Below are 16,550 nucleotides of genomic sequence, written 5' to 3'. Positions count from 1 at the left end.
AGGCGTCTCGGACACCGTTCTTGGCGGAATGGGCAGTTCCGGGACACGATGCCCGTATGAAGAGCGATCTTTTCGCGTCCGAGAACATGGCGCAGCAGGCGACAGTGCCCGGCATGACCCTCCAGAACGCGAAGTCGGTCAAGTACGCCGTCAACGGCGAGATGCACGCCCGGCAGGGATCGATGATCGCCTACCGCGGCAACCTCCAGTTCGAGCGCAAGGGCCAGGGTCTGGGCGGCATGCTCAAGCGCGCCGTCACCGGTGAGGGCCTGCCGCTGATGGCCGTGCGCGGCCAGGGCGAGGCGTGGTTCGCGCACGAGGCCCAGAACTGCTTCATCGTCGACATCGACCAGGGCGACGCGCTCACCGTCAACGGCCGCAACGTCCTGTGCTTCGACGCGACACTCTCGTACGACATCAAGACCGTGAAGGGCGCCGGAATGACCGGCGGCGGCCTCTTCAACAGCGTCTTCACCGGCTACGGCAAGCTCGCCGTCATCTGCGACGGCAACCCCGTCGTCATCCCGGTCACCACCAACCAGCCGGTGTACGTCGACACCGACGCCGTCGTCGGCTGGAGCGCCCAGCTGAACACCTCGCTGCACCGCTCGCAGTCCCTCGGCTCGATGATCCGCGGCGGGTCCGGCGAGGCCGTGCAGCTGATGCTCCAGGGTGAGGGCTTCGTGATCGTTCGGCCCAGCGAGCTCACACCGGAGAAGGCGAAGCAGTCCTGACGGGGCGCGCCCGCCCGGCGGCGATCGCGGCGGGCGCACGGGGCGGCGCCGACGAGCGGGACCGGCCTCCCGCCGGGCCCGCCGCCCGGCCCTGCCCGGGTGATCACCGGATCGCCCTCACGGGCCGGCCCGGGTGATCACCGATCGCCCTCGCCGGCCGGCTCACGCCGGTGCGGGAGTGAGTACGCTCGTATACATGGACGACAAGGACGATCCGTACTGCGAGACCCCGGCTTCCCAGGACGCCCGGTCCGAGGGCGGGCCACCGTACGCCGCGTGTGTCCAGTGCCAGGAGCCGACCGAGTACCCGGAGTCGACCAAGGGCATCACGCTGTGCCCGGTCTGCGAGTGGCGGGAGGCGGAGCGCACCGCCTGCTCCGGTTAGCCGCGGTCGGCCCGGGACGCGCGCCAGGTGCGCCGGTCCTCGACGTCCGCGTGGCGGTCGCCGTAGACGTTGCGCACCACACCCGGCTCCCGCAGGAAGTCGTGCGGGAAGCCGAGCGGCACCGCGCTCACGCGGTCGAGCCGCTCGACGGACGAGGCGTCCAGCTCCACGTCGAGGCAGGCGAGGTTGTCGGCGAGCTGGCCGGGGCGGGCGGCGCCGATGAGGGGGACGATGTTGCCGGGGCGGCCGCGCAGCCAGGCCAGCGCCACCTGGGCCGGACTCCAGCCGCCCTGCTCGGCGATCTCCAGGACGGCGGTGATGATCGCGGCCTCCCGCTCGTCCTCACGCGCCCCGTCGGACAGGCGGCCCGTCTCACCGCGCCGGTATTTCCCGGTGAGCTTGCCCGCGGCCAGTGGCGCCCACGCGAACACGGCCTGGTCGAAGCCGCGCGCCTGGGGGAGCAGCTCGCGTTCGGGCGTGCGCTCCAGCAGGTTGTACCGCAGCTGCGAGCCGGCGAAGCAGGTCCAGCCGCGCAGTTCGGCGAGGGTGTTCGCCTGGGCGATCTCCCAGGCCGGCCAGTCGGACACACCGAGATAGAGCACCTTCCCGGAGCGTACGAGATCGTCCAGGGCGCGCATGACCTCCTCGACCGGGGTCAGCTCGTCCCGGGCGTGCACCCACAGCACGTCGAGGCGGTCGGTGCGCAGCCGGGCGAGGCTGGCCTCCACCGACTGCACCAGGTTCTTGCGGTGGTTGCCGCCGGAGTTCACATCGCCCTCGTGCGTCGCGCACGTGTACTTGGAGGCCAGCACGAACCGGTCCCGGCGGCCGTCGAGCAGCTTGCCCAGGACGGTCTCGGAGGCGCCGCCCGCGTAGATGTCGGCCGTGTCGACGAAGTTGCCGCCCGCGTCCGCGTACGTGTCGAGGATGCGGCGGCTCACGTCGACGTCGCCGTCGTGGCCCATGGTCATGGCGCCCAGGGCGAGCTCGCTCACGCGCAGACCGGTCCGGCCGAACAGTGTGTAACGCACGGTGTGTCCCCTCGTCAGGTCGTACCCGTGACGTTAGGCGTTGGAGCGTACTGGAGGGCAAGTGCGTTCACGCGCCCCGTGCGGCGGCCATCAGCTCGGAGACCTTGACGAAGCGGTAGCCGCGCTCGCGCAGCTCCGGGACGATGCGGCGGATCGCCCGCTCGGTGACGGGCGCGGCGCTGCGGGTGCAGTGCAGCACCACCAGCGAGCCCGGTCGCACGTCCGCCAGCACCTGCTCGGCGACCGCGTCGGCGTCGGTGGCGAACGCGTCGCCGCTGACCACGTCCCACTGGACGGCGGTGACCTTGGCGGAGGCCAGCGCGCGCAGGGCTTCGTCGTCGTAACAGCCGCCGGGGAAGCGGAAGTAGGGCACGACATTGCGCGCCCCGGCCGTGCGGAACGCGTCGAAGGCGCGGCGCACGTCGGCCGCCATCTCGTGCCGGCCGAGGGCGGGCAGCCCGTAGCAGGGCGCCTTGAAGGCGTGGTGGCTGTAGGAGTGGTTGGCGATCTCGAAGCGCGGGTCGTTGCCGATGGCCCTCGCCTGGGCGGGGTACTGCTCGGCCCAGCGTCCGGTCATGAAGACGGTCGCGTCGACCTTCAGGCGCCGGAGCGTGTCGATCAGCGCGGGGTTGTCGAACCGTTCGCCGTTCGCCGCCCGGGGCCCTTGGTCGGCCGTCATGTCGGCGTCGAAGGTGAGCGCCACGGTCCTGTCGGCCGTCACCGGCCCCCGTTCGAACACGGGCGTCAGGCCGCCGGGGCCGGGTGCCATGGTCGGCGGCACCCGGGCGGGGGAGAGGCTCGCGACGGCGGGCGGTCGCGGGGGTGCGGTGGGGCGTGTGTCGGAGGCCCCACCACAGCCGACGAGACCAGCACACAAAACAGCCATAAGCGACGTATTTCCCACAGAAGTGATCACAAGCCGCAAAATATATGATCATCAGGCCGGATGGTGTGCGTCCTGCTTCCGTCCGGAGTAGTCCAGCGCGAGGTCCCGCCCCGCCCGGGTGATCGTGAGGAGGAAGCCCAGTCGTCGAAGGGACGGACGGACGCATGATCGAGGGCACCGCGACACGGCCCATCCTGGGCCCACCGCCCGTGCGGCACTGGCCCGCCCTGGACATCGCCGGGACGGAGTTCGACCCGGTGCTCACGGAGCTGATGCGCGAAGGGCCGGTCACCCGCATCCAACTGCCCCACGGCGAGGGCTGGGCATGGCTGGTGACCCGCTACGACGACGTCAGGACCGTCGCCAACGACCCGCGCTTCACCCGGGCCCCCGTCGTCGACCGCCAGGTCACCCGGCTCGCACCGCACTTCGAGCCCCAACGCGGATCGCTGGCCTTCGCCGACCAGCCCGACCACAACCGGCTGCGGGGCGCCGTGGCACCGGCCTTCACCCAGGGCCGGGTGGAACGGCTGCGCTCCCGTGCCCGCGACACGCTCGACGAGATGGTGGACGAACTGCTCACCGACGGGCCGCCCGCGGACCTCACCGCACGGATCCTGGAACCCTTCCCCCTCGCCGTGGTCTGCGAGGTCATGGGCGTGCCCGCCGCCGACCGCGAACGGATGCGTGCCTGGACCCGGCAGATCGTCTCCTCCTCGGGCGGCTCCGAGGCCGGTGCCCGCGCCCAGGACGGCATGGACGGCTGGTTCGCCGAGACGGTCCGCTCGCGGTACGGCAGCACGGAGGAGGACGTCATCTCCCTGCTGGGCGCGGCGGTGGGCCGGGGCGACATCACCGAGGAGGAGGCGATCGGCCTCGCGGGCTCCCTCCAGATCGGCGGGGAGGCCGTCACGGCCAACACCGGCCAGATGTTCTTCCTGCTGCTGACCCGCCCGAACCTCCTCGAACGGCTCCGCACCGAACCGGCCGTCCGGCCCGGGGCCATCGACGAACTGCTGCGCTACATCCCCCGCCGCAGCTCCGTGGGCCTGGCCCGGATCGCCCAGGAGGACGTGGAACTGCACGGGGTCCGGATCAGCGCGGGAGACCCGGTCTACGTCTCGTACCTCGCCGCCAACCGCGACCCGGACGTCTTCCCCGACCCGGAGCGGATCGACTTCGACCGCACCCCCAACCCGCACGTGGCCTTCGGGTACGGCCCGCACACCTGCATGGGCGGTCTGCTCGCGCGCATGCAGACCGAGCTCCTGATCGACACCCTCCTCGACCGCCTGCCGCAACTGAGCCTCGCGGTCCCGCCCGGGGAGGTCCCCTGGCGGCGCAGCACGCTCGTCCGAGGCCCGGAGGCCCTGCCCGTCACCTGGTGACCGTAACCCCGGTCCCGCGCCCGGTGCGGGACGCCCGCGCGGCCCCGCCGCCCGTCGCCCCGCACCGCCGTCACGTCACCTCAAGCCCAGGGCCCCGTCACCGCGAACGTCGTCCCCGGCGTGTAGCAGTTCACGTACATCGTCTCCCCGTCCGGGGAGAACGTGACGCCCGCGAACTCGCCCCACTCCGGTTGCTCCGGGGTGCCGATGTTCTGCGCGCCGCGCGCCATCTCGTACACCTCGCCCCGCTTGGTGAGGCCGTACACGTGCTGCGCTCCGTTGCCGTCCTCGCACACCATCAGGCCGCCGCCGGGCGCCAGGCAGATGTTGTCCGGGGACTCGCCCGGCAACTGGATGTCGCTGCTCGGCCCGAACACGACGACCAGCGTGAGACGGCGCCGGTGCGGCTCGTACTTCCACACCTGGCCGTAGTGGTCGGCGGCCGAGCCCTCGGCCGCGCGCGCGAAGCTGGACACGAAGTACACACTGCGCCCGCCCCAGTAGCACCCCTCCAGCTTCTGGGCGTGCGTGATGCCCCTGGGCCCGAAGTCCTGGAGCCGGATCGGGGTCTGCCGCGCCTGGCTGTCGGGTACGGGGACCCACTCGACGCCCTCGAACGTCGCGCCCGTCTCCTGGACGGCCGACAGGTCCGGCACGCCCGGTACGCGCATCGCCTCCAGCGCCCCGCCGGCGCGCAGCGAACCGGTGCCGCCGAGCGGCCTGTTGGGCAGGAAACGGTAGAAGAGCCCGAACGGCTTCTGGAAGGCGTCCTCGGTCTCGTACACGATCCCGTTGCGCGGGTCCACCGCTATGGCCTCGTGCTGGAAGCGGCCCATCGCGGTCAGCGGTACGGCTCCGGTGCGCAGGGGGTCGGCCGGGTGGACCTCGAAGACGAACCCGTGGTCCTTGGTGTAGCCGTTGGTGCCGGCCTTGTCCTCGGTCTCCTCGCAGGTGAGCCAGGTACCCCAGGGGGTGAGCCCGCCGGAGCAGTTGACGGCGGTGCCCGCGATGGCGACGCGCTCGCCCAGGACGTTGTTGCGGCCGTCCAGCTCGATCGCCGTACAGCCGCCCTTGGCGGCCGGGTCGTACGTCAGCCCCCGTACGGTGGGCACGCCGAGCCGGGCGGAGGGCCGGTTCTCGTGGTTGCGGACGAGGTGGACGCGGCCGCGGCGGCCGGCGAAGGCGCCCATGCCGTCGTGGTTGCCCGGCACGCTGCCCTCGCCGGAGCGGAGGGGATCACCCTCGCGGGAGAGGACCTTGTAGCGGAAGCCTCTGGGCAGGTCCAGCAGACCGGCCGGGTCGGGGACGACGGCGCCGTAACCCGCGTGGCCACGGGCGGCGGCGGTGCCGGCGAAGAGCTCGGAGAAGGCGCCGGTGAAGGCGATACCGGCGACGGACGCGCCGGTACCGGCCAGGATCTGACGTCGTGTTGCGGACAGTCGTTCGGACATGAGGCAACAACTCCCTGTTGGAAGTCCCCCCGGGCCGAGGGCCGAGGGGGAGGACAGGTGTGACGTCACGTGACGTGACCCGCACGTGTGTATCACGTGGTGTGGTGACACGTGAACACTGCGGGCCACGTCGCCTCATGTGGCCCGTGGGTCAGACGAGCTTGGCGGTGAGGGTGATCTCGGTGCCCGTGAGCGCCTGGCTGACCGGGCAGCCCGCCTTGGCGTCCTCGGCGGCCTTGGTGAAGCCCGCCTCGTCCAGGCCCGGCACCTCGCCCTCCACCGTGAGGTGGATGCCCGTGATGCCCTTGCCGGGCTGGAAGGTGACGTCCGCCTGGGTGTTCAGCCGGACCGGCGGGTTGCCGGCCTTGGTGAGGGAGCCGGACAGGAACATCGAGAAGCAGCTCGAGTGGGCGGCCGCGATCAGCTCCTCGGGGCTGGTCTTGCCGTTCGGCTCCTCGCTGCGGGCGGGCCAGGAGACCGGGTACTGGCCGATGCCGGAGGAGTCGAGGGACACGGTCCCCGAGCCCTCGAGGAGGTTGCCTTCCCAGACGGTGTGCGCGTGACGCGTGGTGGCCATGCCGAATTCCCTTCGGACGATGTACGACCCCAAATGGGTTATGCCACCCAAACCTACTGCGCCACCAGCCCCTTCGCGTCGCGCGCCAGCGCGGTGAGCCGCGAGATCGCCCGGAAGTATTTCTTGCGGTACCCGCCGTTCAGCATCTCGTCACTGAACAGCTGGTCGAACGGCAGCCCCGAGGCCAGGACCGGGATCTCCCGGTCGTACAGCCGGTCCGCCAGCACCACCAGGCGCAGCGCGGTCGACTGGTCGGGCACGGGCCGTACGTCGGTGAGGCAGACCGCCCGGACGTCGTCGGTCAGCGCGCCGTACCGGCTCGGGTGGACCCGGGCCAGGTGCTCCAGCAGGTGGGGAAAGTCGTCGAGCGACGCGCCCGGCGTGGCGTACGCCGCCTTCGTCACCTGTTCGTCCGCGTAGGGCGCCGGGGCCTCGGGCAGCCCGCGGTGACGGTAGTCCTCGCCGTCGATGCGCAGCGGGCGGAAGTGGGCGGACAGGCCCTGGATCTCCCGGAGGAAGTCGGCTGCGGCGAACCGTCCCTCGCCGAGCTTGCCCGGCAGCGTGTTGGACGTGGCGGCCAGGGCCACTCCCGCGTCGACCAGCTTGCCGAGCAGCGTCGACACCAGGACGGTGTCGCCCGGGTCGTCCAGCTCGAATTCGTCGATGCACAGCAGCCGGTGCCCGCTGAGGGTGGCCACCGTCTGCTGGAAGCCGAGCGCCCCGACCAGGTTCGTCAGCTCCACGAAGGTGCCGAACGCCTTGAGGGCCGGCTCGGCGGGCGTGGCGTGCCACAGCGAGGCCAGCAGGTGGGTCTTGCCGACGCCGTACCCGCCGTCCAGGTAGACCCCGCGCGGCCCGGTGGGCGCGGCCGGCTTCTTCTGGAACCAGCGCCGTCGCCCGGCGCCCGTCGCGTGCGCGCCGCCGAGCCCGGCGGCGAACGTGCTGAGCACCTCGACCGCCTGGGTCTGGCTCGGCTGGTTCGGGTCCGGGATGTACGTGTCGAAGCGCACCGCGTCGAAGCGCGGCGGCGGCACCATCTCGGCGACCAGACGGTCTGCCGGGACGTGCGGCTCGCGTGCGCACAGGGACAGCGGGGCCGCTTCGGTTATGGCACTGGTCGACACAGTCACTCACTCTAATCGCCGTGCCAGACTGCACGGCATGCGACGCCTGCTTCCTGTGACCGACCAGACAGTCCCCGCCGTGAATGCGGAGTGGTCCCTCGACGAGCTCGCCGAGGCCTACGCGTACCCCGTCCCCGCGGGCACGCCCTGGCTGCGCGCCAACATGGTGTCGTCCCTGGACGGGGCGGCCCAGCACGAGGGGCGGTCCCAGCCCATCTCGTCCGACACCGACATGCGGATCTTCGGCACGCTGCGTGCCCTGGCCGATGTGGTGATCGTCGGGGCCGAGACGGTACGGCTGGAGGGGTACCGTCCGGCCCGCGCGCGTGAGGCCTTCGCGGCGCGGCGGGCGGCGGCCGGACAGGGCCCGGCGCCCGCGATCGCGGTGGTCAGCGCCTCGCTGAACCTGGACTTCTCGGCGCCGCTGTTCACCGAGCCGCTCGTGCCGACCCTGCTGCTGACCGGCGCGGCGGCGCCACCGGACCGGGTCCGGGAGGCCGAGGCGGCCGGGGCCCGGGTGATCGTCGCGGGCGACGGCCCCGGTGTGGAGCCGGCGCGGGCGGTGGCGGCCCTGACCGGGCTGGGGCTGACGCGCCTGCTGACGGAGGGCGGCCCGCGTCTCCTCGGGCAGCTGGTGGAGGCCCGGGTGCTGGACGAGCTGTGCCTGACGGTGTCGCCGCTGCTGACCGCCGGGAACGCGCAGCGGATCACGGGCGGGCCGTCCCTGGCGGTTCCCGAGCGGTTCTCCCTCGCCTCGCTGCTGGAGGAGGACGGGTTCCTTTTCACCCGATACACCCGGACCTGACCAATCGGCGGAATATCCCGTTCCGGTTAGCTTCCGGCGGGCAGACTAACTCTCGCAGTCCCCGTGCGGACACGGGGAAGGATGGTTTCCGCAGAAGGGCTCCCAAGTGTTCACAAGCGTTCTGATGATCGAGAAGCCGCTGTCGTCCGTGGACGTGGAGTTCGTCACCACCCTCCACGGGGACGAGAGGCTGTCCTTCATCGTCCTGATGCAGCCGCGTGGCGACCAGGTCGTGCTGCTGCGGGCCATCGACGACGTCGCCCTGGGCGAACTGAAGGAGGCCGTGAAGGAGGGCGAGGAGCATGCGGGCCAGGCGGCGGGTGTCACCGCCGAGCAAGGGCTGGAGCTCTCCCTGCGCTCCCTGCGCGCGGCCGGCTGCGACGCCGTCGGCCAGGTCGTCGACGACCATCCGCTGGACAAGCTGAAGGCCGTCGTCGACGAGTCCGGCGCGGACGAGGTGATCGTGCTGACCAAGCCCCACTACGTCGAGGAGTTCTTCCACCGCGACTGGGCCTCCCGCGCCCGCCACAAGGTCGGCGTGCCGGTGCTCAAGCTCTTCGCGCACAACGACGAGCCCGGCACCGAATAGGCTGGGGTCCGTAACGACGTCGCACCCCGGGAGAGACACCCATGGCCCCCGCCATCCCTGCCGCCATGATTCCCGCCGCCATGGAGCGGCCGCACTTCATCGGCATCGGTGGCGCCGGGATGTCGGGCATCGCCAAGATCCTCACCCAGCGCGGGGCCAAGGTCGCCGGCAGCGACGCGCGGGAGTCCGAGACCGCCGCGTCCCTGCGGGCGCTCGGCGCCACCGTCCACATCGGGCACGCCGCCGGCCACCTGGCGGACGACACCACCTGCGTCGTCGTCTCCAGCGCCATCCGCGCCGACAACCCCGAGCTCGCCCGCGCCACCGAGCTGGGCATCCCGGTCGTCCACCGCTCCGACGCGCTGGCCGCCCTGATGACCGGGCTGCGCGCGATCGCCGTGGCCGGCACCCACGGCAAGACCACCACCACCTCGATGCTCGCCGTCGCCCTCACCGAGCTGGGCCTCGCCCCGTCGTACGCCATCGGCGGCGACCTCGCCGGGCCCGGCACCAACGCGCTGCACGGAGACGGCGAGATCTTCGTCGCCGAGGCGGACGAGAGCGACCGCAGCTTCCAGAAGTACGACCCCGAGGTCGCGATCGTCCTCAACGTCGAACTGGACCACCACGCCAACTACGCGTCGATGGACGAGATCTACGAGTCCTTCGAGGCGTTCGTCGCCAAGATCCGCCCCGGCGGCACCCTGGTCGTCGGCGAGCACTCCGGCGCCCGCGAACTGGCCCGCCGGGTCGCCGGCCGCGACGACCTGACGATCATCCGCGTCGGCGAGTCGGCCGACTCCGACGCCAGGATCCTCGCCATCACGCCCAAGGGCATGACCAGCGAGGTCACCGTCGCCCTCGACGGCACCGAGCACACCTTCACCGTCTCCGTACCCGGCCGCCACTACGCCCACAACGCCGCCGCCGCCCTCGCCGCCAGCGCCCGCGTCGGCATCGACCCCGCGGCCCTGGCCCAGGCCCTCACCGCGTACACCGGCGTCGGACGCCGCCTCCAGCTCAAGGGCGAGGCCGCGGGAGTCCAGGTCATCGACTCGTACGCGCACCACCCCACCGAGATGACCGCCGACCTGGAAGCCATGCGCGGCGCCGCGGGGGACTCCCGCCTCCTCGTCGTCTTCCAGCCGCACCTCTTCTCCCGCACCCAGGAGCTCGGCAAGGAGATGGGCCAGGCGCTCGCCCTCGCCGACGCGTCGGCCGTGCTGGAGATCTACCCGGCCCGCGAGGACCCGATCCCCGGCGTCACCAGCGCCCTGATCATCGACGCGGCCCGCGCCGCCGGCGCCGACGTCACCGCCGTGTCCGACAAGGACACCGTCCCGGACGTCGTCGCGGGAATGGCCAGGCCCGGCGATCTCGTTCTCACGATGGGCGCGGGCGACGTCACGGACCTCGGTCCGAGGATCCTCGCCCGCCTGTCGAACTGAGGAGCAGAAGATGCCGTACGAGGTCGACAAGCCGGACGAGCAGTGGCGCGCGGAACTCTCCCCCGAGGAGTACCACGTCCTGCGCGAGGCCGGCACGGAGCGCGCCTTCACCGGTGAGTACACCGACACCAAAACGAAGGGCGTCTACTCCTGCCGCGCCTGCGGCGCCGAACTGTTCACCTCCACGACCAAGTTCGAGTCCCACTGCGGCTGGCCGTCCTTCTACGACCCGAAGGACACCGACGCGGTCGAACTGATCACGGACCGTTCCCACGGCATGGTCCGCACCGAGGTCCGCTGCGCCCGGTGCGGCTCGCACCTCGGCCATGTCTTCGAGGGTGAGGGCTACCCGACCCCCACGGACCAGCGGTACTGCATCAACTCGATCTCGCTGAAGCTGACCCCGGCCGAGGACTGAGGCCGAGTCCGACCCCCGCGCCACGGTGGGACCGCGGCGCGGGTGGGCCGCTCCAGGCTGGTGGACCACCGACCCGGGGGAGGGGTACGGGTGGGGACGAGCCCGGTGGCTCTGCTGTCGGTGGCGGCCGTCCCGGCCGTGGGCACGGTGACCGGGGCTCGGTCACGCGCCGGACTGCGTGAGGCGCGCGCCGAGAGGGCCCGGCCCGGTCCTTCGCCGCCCGGTACGGCCCTGGTCCTCGTCGGCGTCGACCTCCCCGGGTTCTGGAGCAGCGGCACGGCTTTTACGGCGCTCCCCGACCCCGGCATCAGCCGCCTGGGAACCAACCGGATGCTGACCGGACACCTGAACGCCTCACCCGTCGCAGCACCCCCGGGCGTTCCCCGGACGTGCGGGCGGCCACGGATCCCACCCGCGGGCCCGCGGTCAGGCCATGGCGCGCCCCGCGGCGGCGACGAGGTCGTCGGTCGCGGCGATGGCCGCCTCGCGGCGGGCGGCCAGCGCGGTGTGGTCGGCGGCGTCGCGTACGCCGAAGGCGGCCACGGCGGCCCTGCGGGCCGGTTCGGCGAGGGACGGTTCGAGGACGGAGACCGCGACCAGGGGCGCGGTGACGGCGGAGCGGGTGGCGTGGGAGGCGGAGCGGGCCGCCTCGACGGCTTCCCGGCTCGCGCCGTTGAGGCGGAGGTCCTCCCGGTGCCACATGGCCCGGCGGTGGTCGCCCAGGGCAGCCACCAATTCGCCCAGCGCCACACGCAGCGCTTCCGCCCTCCGCTCGGCCCGGGCGGCCCGCTCACCCCGGAACTGCAGCAACCCGGTGAGCGCGCCGCCGAGCAGGGTGCCGGCCACGGCGATGATGCTGGCCCACATCCGGAAGTCCTCCTGGTGTCATGGGCCCGGCCGGCGGGCCCGGGCGTTCGGCTGAGGTGCGGCGGCCGGCCGTGACGCGCGCGGCCCCGGGCGAACACCCGCCAGACCCTCGTCTCCGTCCAGGTGCCGTACGAAGCGGAGGCCCGGGCGGCCGTCCAGGTCCACGTCACCGGTGGGCGTGAACCCCGCACGGGCCAGTACGGCTCGCGAGCCGGGGTTGTCGAGGGTCGTGACCGCGCGCAGCGAGGTCAGGCCGTACTCCGTGGCGGCCAGGGCGCACACCTCCCGGACGGCGGCCGTGGCCAGTCCGCGCCCTGCCGCCCGTTCGGCGATCCGGTACCCCAACTCGGCCGAACCGTCCGCCACATCGATCAGGTTGACCCGTCCGAGCACCTCCCCGCCGTCCCCCACCACGAGGTGGAAGAAGCAGGTGCCCGCGGTCTGCTCGGCCAGCAGCCCCCGGTGGCGCGCGTCGAAGCGCGCGAAGTAGTCGTCGCCACGATCGGGGACGGACGCGGCGAAGTAGGCCCGGTTCTCCCGCTCGAACGTGAGAAGGGCCGGGGCGTGCTCCGGGCGGAGGCGCTGCAGGAGGGGCATCCGGCAATGCTACGCACCGCGCCACGGCGTTCGAGGGCCGGCCGTCGGTGAACCGCCAAGCGGCACCGGTCAGTTGGGACACCGACGGCCGACGCGGTCACCGGGTGGACGCCCTCGTCGGGTCAGGCGGGCTGCAACAGGTCCCAGCGGTTGCCGTACAGGTCCTCGAAGACCGCCACCGTCCCGTACGGCTCGTACCGCGGCTCCTCCACGAACCGCACCCCCGCCGCGAGCATCCGCTCCCGGTCACCGGCGAAGTCCTCGGTGTGCAGGAAGAACCCGACGCGCCCGCCGGTCTGGGCCCCGACGCTCGCCTCCTGCGTGGCGCCCGCCGCCCGGGCCAGCAGCAGCGCCGTACCCCCGTCGGCGCCCGGGGGCCGGACCACGACCCAGCGTGAACCGTCCCCGCGGTCGGTGTCCTCGACCAGGTCGAAGGCGAGGGCGCCGGTGTAGAAGGCGATGGCCTCGTCGTAGTCACGGACGACGAGGGTGATCAGGGCGATGTATGACATACCCGGAGACGTTATACGTAACACCGCCCGGCTGACCAGCGCGTCGGCGGACTGCGAGACTGCTCCCATGGACCCGCAAGCGCTCGCCGAGCTCACCGCCCGCGCCCGCCGCCTCGCCGTCCCCGGCACCCGCCGCATCCTCGGCCTGGCCGGAGCGCCGGGCGCGGGCAAGTCGACCCTCGCCGCCCGGCTGGTCGACCGCCTCGGCGGGCTCGCCATCCTCGTCCCCATGGACGGCTTCCACCTCGCCCAGGCCGAACTGCGCCGGCTCGGCCGTGACGGGCGCAAAGGCGCCCCCGACACGTTCGACGCCGCCGGGTACACCGCGCTGCTCGCCCGGCTCCGCGCCGCCGAGCCCGGCACCGTCGTCTACGCCCCCGCCTTCGACCGGGCCCTGGAGGAGCCGGTCGCGGGCAGCATCCCGGTCGATCCGGAGGTGCCGCTCGTCGTCACCGAGGGCAACTACCTGCTCCACGACGACGGCGCGTGGGCGTCCGTGCGCCCACTGCTCGACGAGGTCTGGTTCCTGGAACTGGACGACCGCCGCCGCGTCCACCGGCTGATCGAACGTCATGTCCGGTTCGGCAAGGACCGCCCGTACGCGGAGCGCTGGGTCAGGGAGTCCGACGAGGCCAACGCCCGGCTCGTCACCACCGGGCGGGGCCGCGCCGACCTCGTCGTCCGTATGAGCTGACCACCCGGCACGGCACCGGGCGGCGCCCGCGTACCGCACCCTGACCGCCGCCCGTGCCGGCAGCGACACCCCGCAGCACCGCATTTCGCTCGCGCCCGCCACGCCACCCGGCGAGGATGGCCGCCATGGACCGCAGCGACAGCGCCCCCACCCCGTTCACCGCCGCCGACTACCGCGCCCGCATGGCCCGCGCCGCCGGAGCCGCCGCCGACGCCGGGCTCGCCGGCCTCCTCGTCGCACCCGGCCCCGACCTGGTGCACCTGACCGGCTACCGGCCCACCGCGGACACCGAGCGCCTCACGCTCCTCGTCCTCACGCCCGGCCGTGACCCGGTGCTCGTCGTGCCGACCCTCGAAGCGCCCGACGCCGAGCGGGCGCCCGGAGCCGCCGCCCTCACCCTCCGCGACTGGACCGACGGCACCGACCCGTACGAGGTCACGGCCCCGCTCCTCGACCCCAAGGGCCGCTTCGGCGTCAGCGACAACGCCTGGGCCATGCACCTGCTCGGCCTCCAGAGCCGGCTGCCGGACACCTCGTACGCCGCGCTCACCCAGGCCCTGCCCCTGCTCCGGGCCGTCAAGGACGCCCCGGAGCTGGCCCGGCTGGAGGCTGCGGGCGCCGCCGCCGACGAGGCGTACCGCGAGATCCTCAAGGTCCGCTTCGCGGGGCGGAAGGAGACGGACATCGCCGCCGATCTGGCCGCGCTGCTCAAGCACTTCGGCCACTCGCAGGTGGACTTCACCGTGGTCGGATCGGGGCCCAACGGCGCCAACCCGCACCACGAGGCGGGCGACCGCATGATCGAGCCGGGCGACATGGTCGTCCTCGACTTCGGCGGCCTCAAGCACGGGTACGGCTCCGACACCAGCCGTACCGTCCACGTCGGCGAGCCGACGCCCGAGGAGCGGCGCGTCCACGACCTCGTACGCGAGGCGCAGCAGGCCGGGTTCGAAGCCGTCGGCCCGGGGGCGGCGTGCCAGGACGTCGACCGGGCGGCCCGCGCGGTGATCGCCGAGGCGGGGTACGGGGAGTACTTCATCCACCGCACCGGCCACGGCATCGGCGTCACCACGCACGAGCCGCCGTACATCATCGAGGGCGAGGAACAGCCCCTCGTGCCCGGCATGTGCTTCTCCGTCGAGCCGGGCATCTACCTCCCCGGCCGCTTCGGCGTCCGCATCGAGGACATCGTCACGGTCGAGGAGGACGGTGGCGGTCGCCGTTTCAACACCACTCCCCGTGAACTCGCCCTCGTGGAGTAGCTCTCAGACGTCCGCCAGCACCACGCAGGACTCCGGCGGCAGGGTCAGCAGGCCGTCCCCGTTGGGCATCTCCACCGGCTCCCAGGCGGCCAGGACCCGTCCCCGGGTGCCGAGCGGGATCCGGGCGGGCTCCTTGGCGAAGTTGACCGCGATCCGCAGATCCCCCCGCCGGCAGGCGAGCCAGCGGGCCTCCTCGTCGTACGCCACCCGGACCGCGGCCAGGTCCGGGTCGGTCAGGTCCGGCTGGGCGGCCCGCAGCGCGATCAGCTCCCGGTGCCAGGCGAGCAGCCGGGCGTGCGGCTGCCGCTCGCGCTCCGCCCAGTCCAGACAGGAGCGGTCCCGGGTAGCCGGGTCCTGCGGGTCCGGCACGTCCTCCTCCGCCCATCCGTGCGCGGCGAACTCCCGCCTCCGGCCATTGCGGACCGCTTCCGCCAGCTCCGGGTCCGTGTGGTCGGTGAAGAACTGCCACGGCGTACTCGCCCCCCACTCCTCGCCCATGAAGAGCATCGGCGTGAACGGCCCGGTCAGCACCAGGGCCGCCGCGCAGGCCAGCAGCCCGGGGGAGCAGGTCGCGGACAGCCGGTCACCCGTCGCCCGGTTGCCGACCTGGTCATGGGTCTGGGCATAGCCCAGGAAGCGGTGCGCCGGGGTCCTCGACCGGTCGACCGGCCGGCCGTGCGTACGGCCGCGGAAGGCCGAGAACGTCCCGTCGTGGAAGAAGGCATGACCCAGGGTCTTGGCCAGGGCGGCCAGCGGGGCGCGCGCGAAGTCCTCGTAGTAGCCCTGGGACTCACCGGTCAGCGCGGTGTGCAGGGCGTGGTGGAAGTCGTCGTTCCACTGGGCGTGCAGGCCGAGCCCCCAGGACGCGCGGGGCGTCGTGGTGCGCGGGTCGGCCAGGTCCGACTCGGCGATCAGGAACAGCTCCCTGCCCTGCTCGGCGGCCAGCCCGTCCACGGCGGCCGACAACTCCTCCAGGAACGTCAGCGCCCGTGTGTCGGCCAGCGCGTGCACGGCGTCCAGCCGCAACCCGTCGATCCGGTAGTCGCGCAGCCAGGCCAGCGCGCTGCCCAGCAGGAAGGCCCGGACCTCGTCCGAGCCGGGCGCGTCCAGGTTCACGGCGGCGCCCCACGGGGTGTGGTGGGTGTCCGTGAAGTACGGGCCGAAGGCCGGGAGGTAGTTGCCGGACGGGCCCAGGTGGTTGTGGACCACGTCCAGCACCACACCGAGGCCCAGCCCGTGCGCGGTGTCGACGAAGCGCTTCAGCGCCTCGGGCCCGCCGTACGGCTCGTGGACCGCCCACAGCGACACACCCTCGTACCCCCACCCGTGCCTGCCGGGGAAGGGGCACAGCGGCATCAGCTCCACGTGCGTGATGCCGAGCTCCACCAGGTGGCCGAGCCGGGCGGCCGCCGCGTCCAGGGTGCCCTCGTGGGTGTACGTACCGACGTGCATCTCGTACAGCACGGCCCCGCGCAGCCCGCGTGCCGGGGGCTCGTGGCGCCACTCGTACGCGGCGTGGTCGACCACCGCGCTCGGGCCGTCGGGCCCGTCCGGCTGGCGCCGGGACCGCGGATCGGGCAGCACGGGACCGCCGTCCAGCGCGTACCCGTACCGAGCGCCGTCACCGGCCTCCACCTCGGCCACCCACCAGCCGTCCCGGTCCGGATCACGCTCCAACGGGTGGAGCGCGCCCGAAAGTTGGAGCTCGACCCGGTCCTCTGCCTGCGGTGCCCACACCTCGAACAGCACTGGTGATCCCCTCGTCGTCGTAACGCCCCAATC

The 16,550-nt window shown here is 72.8% G+C and carries 18 protein-coding genes; 9 read left to right on the top strand and 9 right to left on the bottom strand.

Translation table 11 applies throughout. From position 1 onward, the window contains the following. The first annotated feature begins 56 nt into the window (after positions 1-56). The gene (locus tag ACZ6C1_RS09170) at positions 57-734 is read left to right on the top strand and encodes an AIM24 family protein (protein WP_469239290.1); all 678 of its coding nucleotides are present in this window, start codon (positions 57-59) and stop codon (positions 732-734) included. A gap of 196 nt (positions 735-930) precedes the next feature. Then, on the top strand, positions 931-1,119 hold the full coding sequence (locus ACZ6C1_RS09165; RefSeq protein WP_469239288.1) for a hypothetical protein: 189 nt from the start codon (positions 931-933) through the stop codon (positions 1,117-1,119). On the opposite strand, the gene ACZ6C1_RS09160 is transcribed toward ACZ6C1_RS09165, so the two are convergent. Continuing rightward, positions 1,116-2,150, bottom strand: coding sequence for an aldo/keto reductase (locus tag ACZ6C1_RS09160; protein WP_469239285.1), 1,035 nt, complete (start codon positions 2,148-2,150; stop codon positions 1,116-1,118). The genes ACZ6C1_RS09165 and ACZ6C1_RS09160 overlap by 4 nt on opposite strands. Positions 2,151-2,217: 67 nt before the next feature. Continuing rightward, on the bottom strand, positions 2,218-3,036 hold the full coding sequence (locus ACZ6C1_RS09155) for a polysaccharide deacetylase family protein (RefSeq protein WP_469239284.1): 819 nt from the start codon (positions 3,034-3,036) through the stop codon (positions 2,218-2,220). Positions 3,037-3,200: 164 nt separating this feature from the next. Here ACZ6C1_RS09155 and ACZ6C1_RS09150 point away from each other — a divergent pair, with 164 nt between their 5' ends. After that, positions 3,201-4,424 carry a cytochrome P450 gene (locus tag ACZ6C1_RS09150; protein WP_469239282.1) on the top strand — a complete coding sequence of 408 codons (1,224 nt, stop codon included), beginning with the start codon at positions 3,201-3,203 and terminating at the stop codon, positions 4,422-4,424. Positions 4,425-4,504: 80 nt separating this feature from the next. Here the strand turns inward: ACZ6C1_RS09150 and ACZ6C1_RS09145 are convergent, their stop codons facing one another. From ACZ6C1_RS09145 to zapE, 3 genes are all read right to left on the bottom strand, one after another. After that, positions 4,505-5,875, bottom strand: a complete 1,371-nt coding sequence (locus tag ACZ6C1_RS09145) for an alkaline phosphatase PhoX (protein WP_469239280.1) — start codon at positions 5,873-5,875, stop codon at positions 4,505-4,507. Between the two features lie 151 nt (positions 5,876-6,026). Further along, a complete protein-coding gene (locus tag ACZ6C1_RS09140) occupies positions 6,027-6,452 on the bottom strand; it encodes an OsmC family protein (RefSeq protein ID WP_469239278.1) in 426 nt (141 codons plus the stop codon). Between the two features lie 53 nt (positions 6,453-6,505). Next, positions 6,506-7,576 carry a cell division protein ZapE gene (gene zapE / locus ACZ6C1_RS09135; protein WP_469239276.1) on the bottom strand — a complete coding sequence of 357 codons (1,071 nt, stop codon included), beginning with the start codon at positions 7,574-7,576 and terminating at the stop codon, positions 6,506-6,508. Between the two features lie 37 nt (positions 7,577-7,613). Between zapE and ACZ6C1_RS09130 the strand changes: the two genes are divergently transcribed. From ACZ6C1_RS09130 to msrB, 4 genes are all read left to right on the top strand, one after another. Next, positions 7,614-8,381 carry a pyrimidine reductase family protein gene (locus tag ACZ6C1_RS09130; RefSeq protein WP_469239274.1) on the top strand — a complete coding sequence of 256 codons (768 nt, stop codon included), beginning with the start codon at positions 7,614-7,616 and terminating at the stop codon, positions 8,379-8,381. A 106-nt stretch (positions 8,382-8,487) separates the two neighbouring features. Then, the gene (locus ACZ6C1_RS09125; RefSeq protein ID WP_469239272.1) at positions 8,488-8,970 is read left to right on the top strand and encodes an indole-3-glycerol phosphate synthase; all 483 of its coding nucleotides are present in this window, start codon (positions 8,488-8,490) and stop codon (positions 8,968-8,970) included. A 41-nt stretch (positions 8,971-9,011) separates the two neighbouring features. Continuing rightward, positions 9,012-10,418 carry a UDP-N-acetylmuramate--L-alanine ligase gene (gene murC, locus ACZ6C1_RS09120; protein ID WP_469239270.1) on the top strand — a complete coding sequence of 469 codons (1,407 nt, stop codon included), beginning with the start codon at positions 9,012-9,014 and terminating at the stop codon, positions 10,416-10,418. A gap of 10 nt (positions 10,419-10,428) precedes the next feature. After that, a complete protein-coding gene (gene msrB / locus ACZ6C1_RS09115) occupies positions 10,429-10,836 on the top strand; it encodes a peptide-methionine (R)-S-oxide reductase MsrB (protein WP_469239268.1) in 408 nt (135 codons plus the stop codon). A gap of 426 nt (positions 10,837-11,262) precedes the next feature. On the opposite strand, the gene ACZ6C1_RS09110 is transcribed toward msrB, so the two are convergent. The 3 genes from ACZ6C1_RS09110 to ACZ6C1_RS09100 all read right to left on the bottom strand — a co-directional run bounded on the left by ACZ6C1_RS09110 (position 11,263) and on the right by ACZ6C1_RS09100 (position 12,812). Further along, positions 11,263-11,703: a protein kilB gene (locus tag ACZ6C1_RS09110; protein WP_469239267.1), complete on the bottom strand. Its 441-nt coding sequence runs from the start codon at positions 11,701-11,703 to the stop codon at positions 11,263-11,265. An 18-nt stretch (positions 11,704-11,721) separates the two neighbouring features. Further along, positions 11,722-12,300 carry a GNAT family N-acetyltransferase gene (locus ACZ6C1_RS09105; RefSeq protein WP_469239265.1) on the bottom strand — a complete coding sequence of 193 codons (579 nt, stop codon included), beginning with the start codon at positions 12,298-12,300 and terminating at the stop codon, positions 11,722-11,724. 122 nt (positions 12,301-12,422) lie between these two features. Continuing rightward, a complete protein-coding gene (locus ACZ6C1_RS09100; protein ID WP_469239262.1) occupies positions 12,423-12,812 on the bottom strand; it encodes a VOC family protein in 390 nt (129 codons plus the stop codon). Positions 12,813-12,879: 67 nt separating this feature from the next. Here ACZ6C1_RS09100 and ACZ6C1_RS09095 point away from each other — a divergent pair, with 67 nt between their 5' ends. Together ACZ6C1_RS09095 and ACZ6C1_RS09090 are read left to right on the top strand one after the other, a co-directional pair. Continuing rightward, positions 12,880-13,506 (top strand): nucleoside/nucleotide kinase family protein, encoded by a 627-nt coding sequence (locus tag ACZ6C1_RS09095; protein ID WP_469239261.1) that lies wholly within the window; start codon positions 12,880-12,882, stop codon positions 13,504-13,506. A gap of 125 nt (positions 13,507-13,631) precedes the next feature. Then, positions 13,632-14,768 (top strand): M24 family metallopeptidase, encoded by a 1,137-nt coding sequence (locus ACZ6C1_RS09090; RefSeq protein WP_469239259.1) that lies wholly within the window; start codon positions 13,632-13,634, stop codon positions 14,766-14,768. Between the two features lie 3 nt (positions 14,769-14,771). Here ACZ6C1_RS09090 and treZ read toward each other — a convergent pair whose 3' ends face one another. Then, entirely contained in the window at positions 14,772-16,517 is a 1,746-nt protein-coding gene (gene treZ / locus ACZ6C1_RS09085) for a malto-oligosyltrehalose trehalohydrolase (RefSeq protein ID WP_469239257.1), read from the bottom strand. Positions 16,518-16,550 lie beyond the last annotated feature (33 nt).

The organism is Streptomyces sp. NPDC041796 (assembly GCF_055590785.1).
This window is presented reverse-complemented; position numbering and strand designations above follow the sequence as displayed.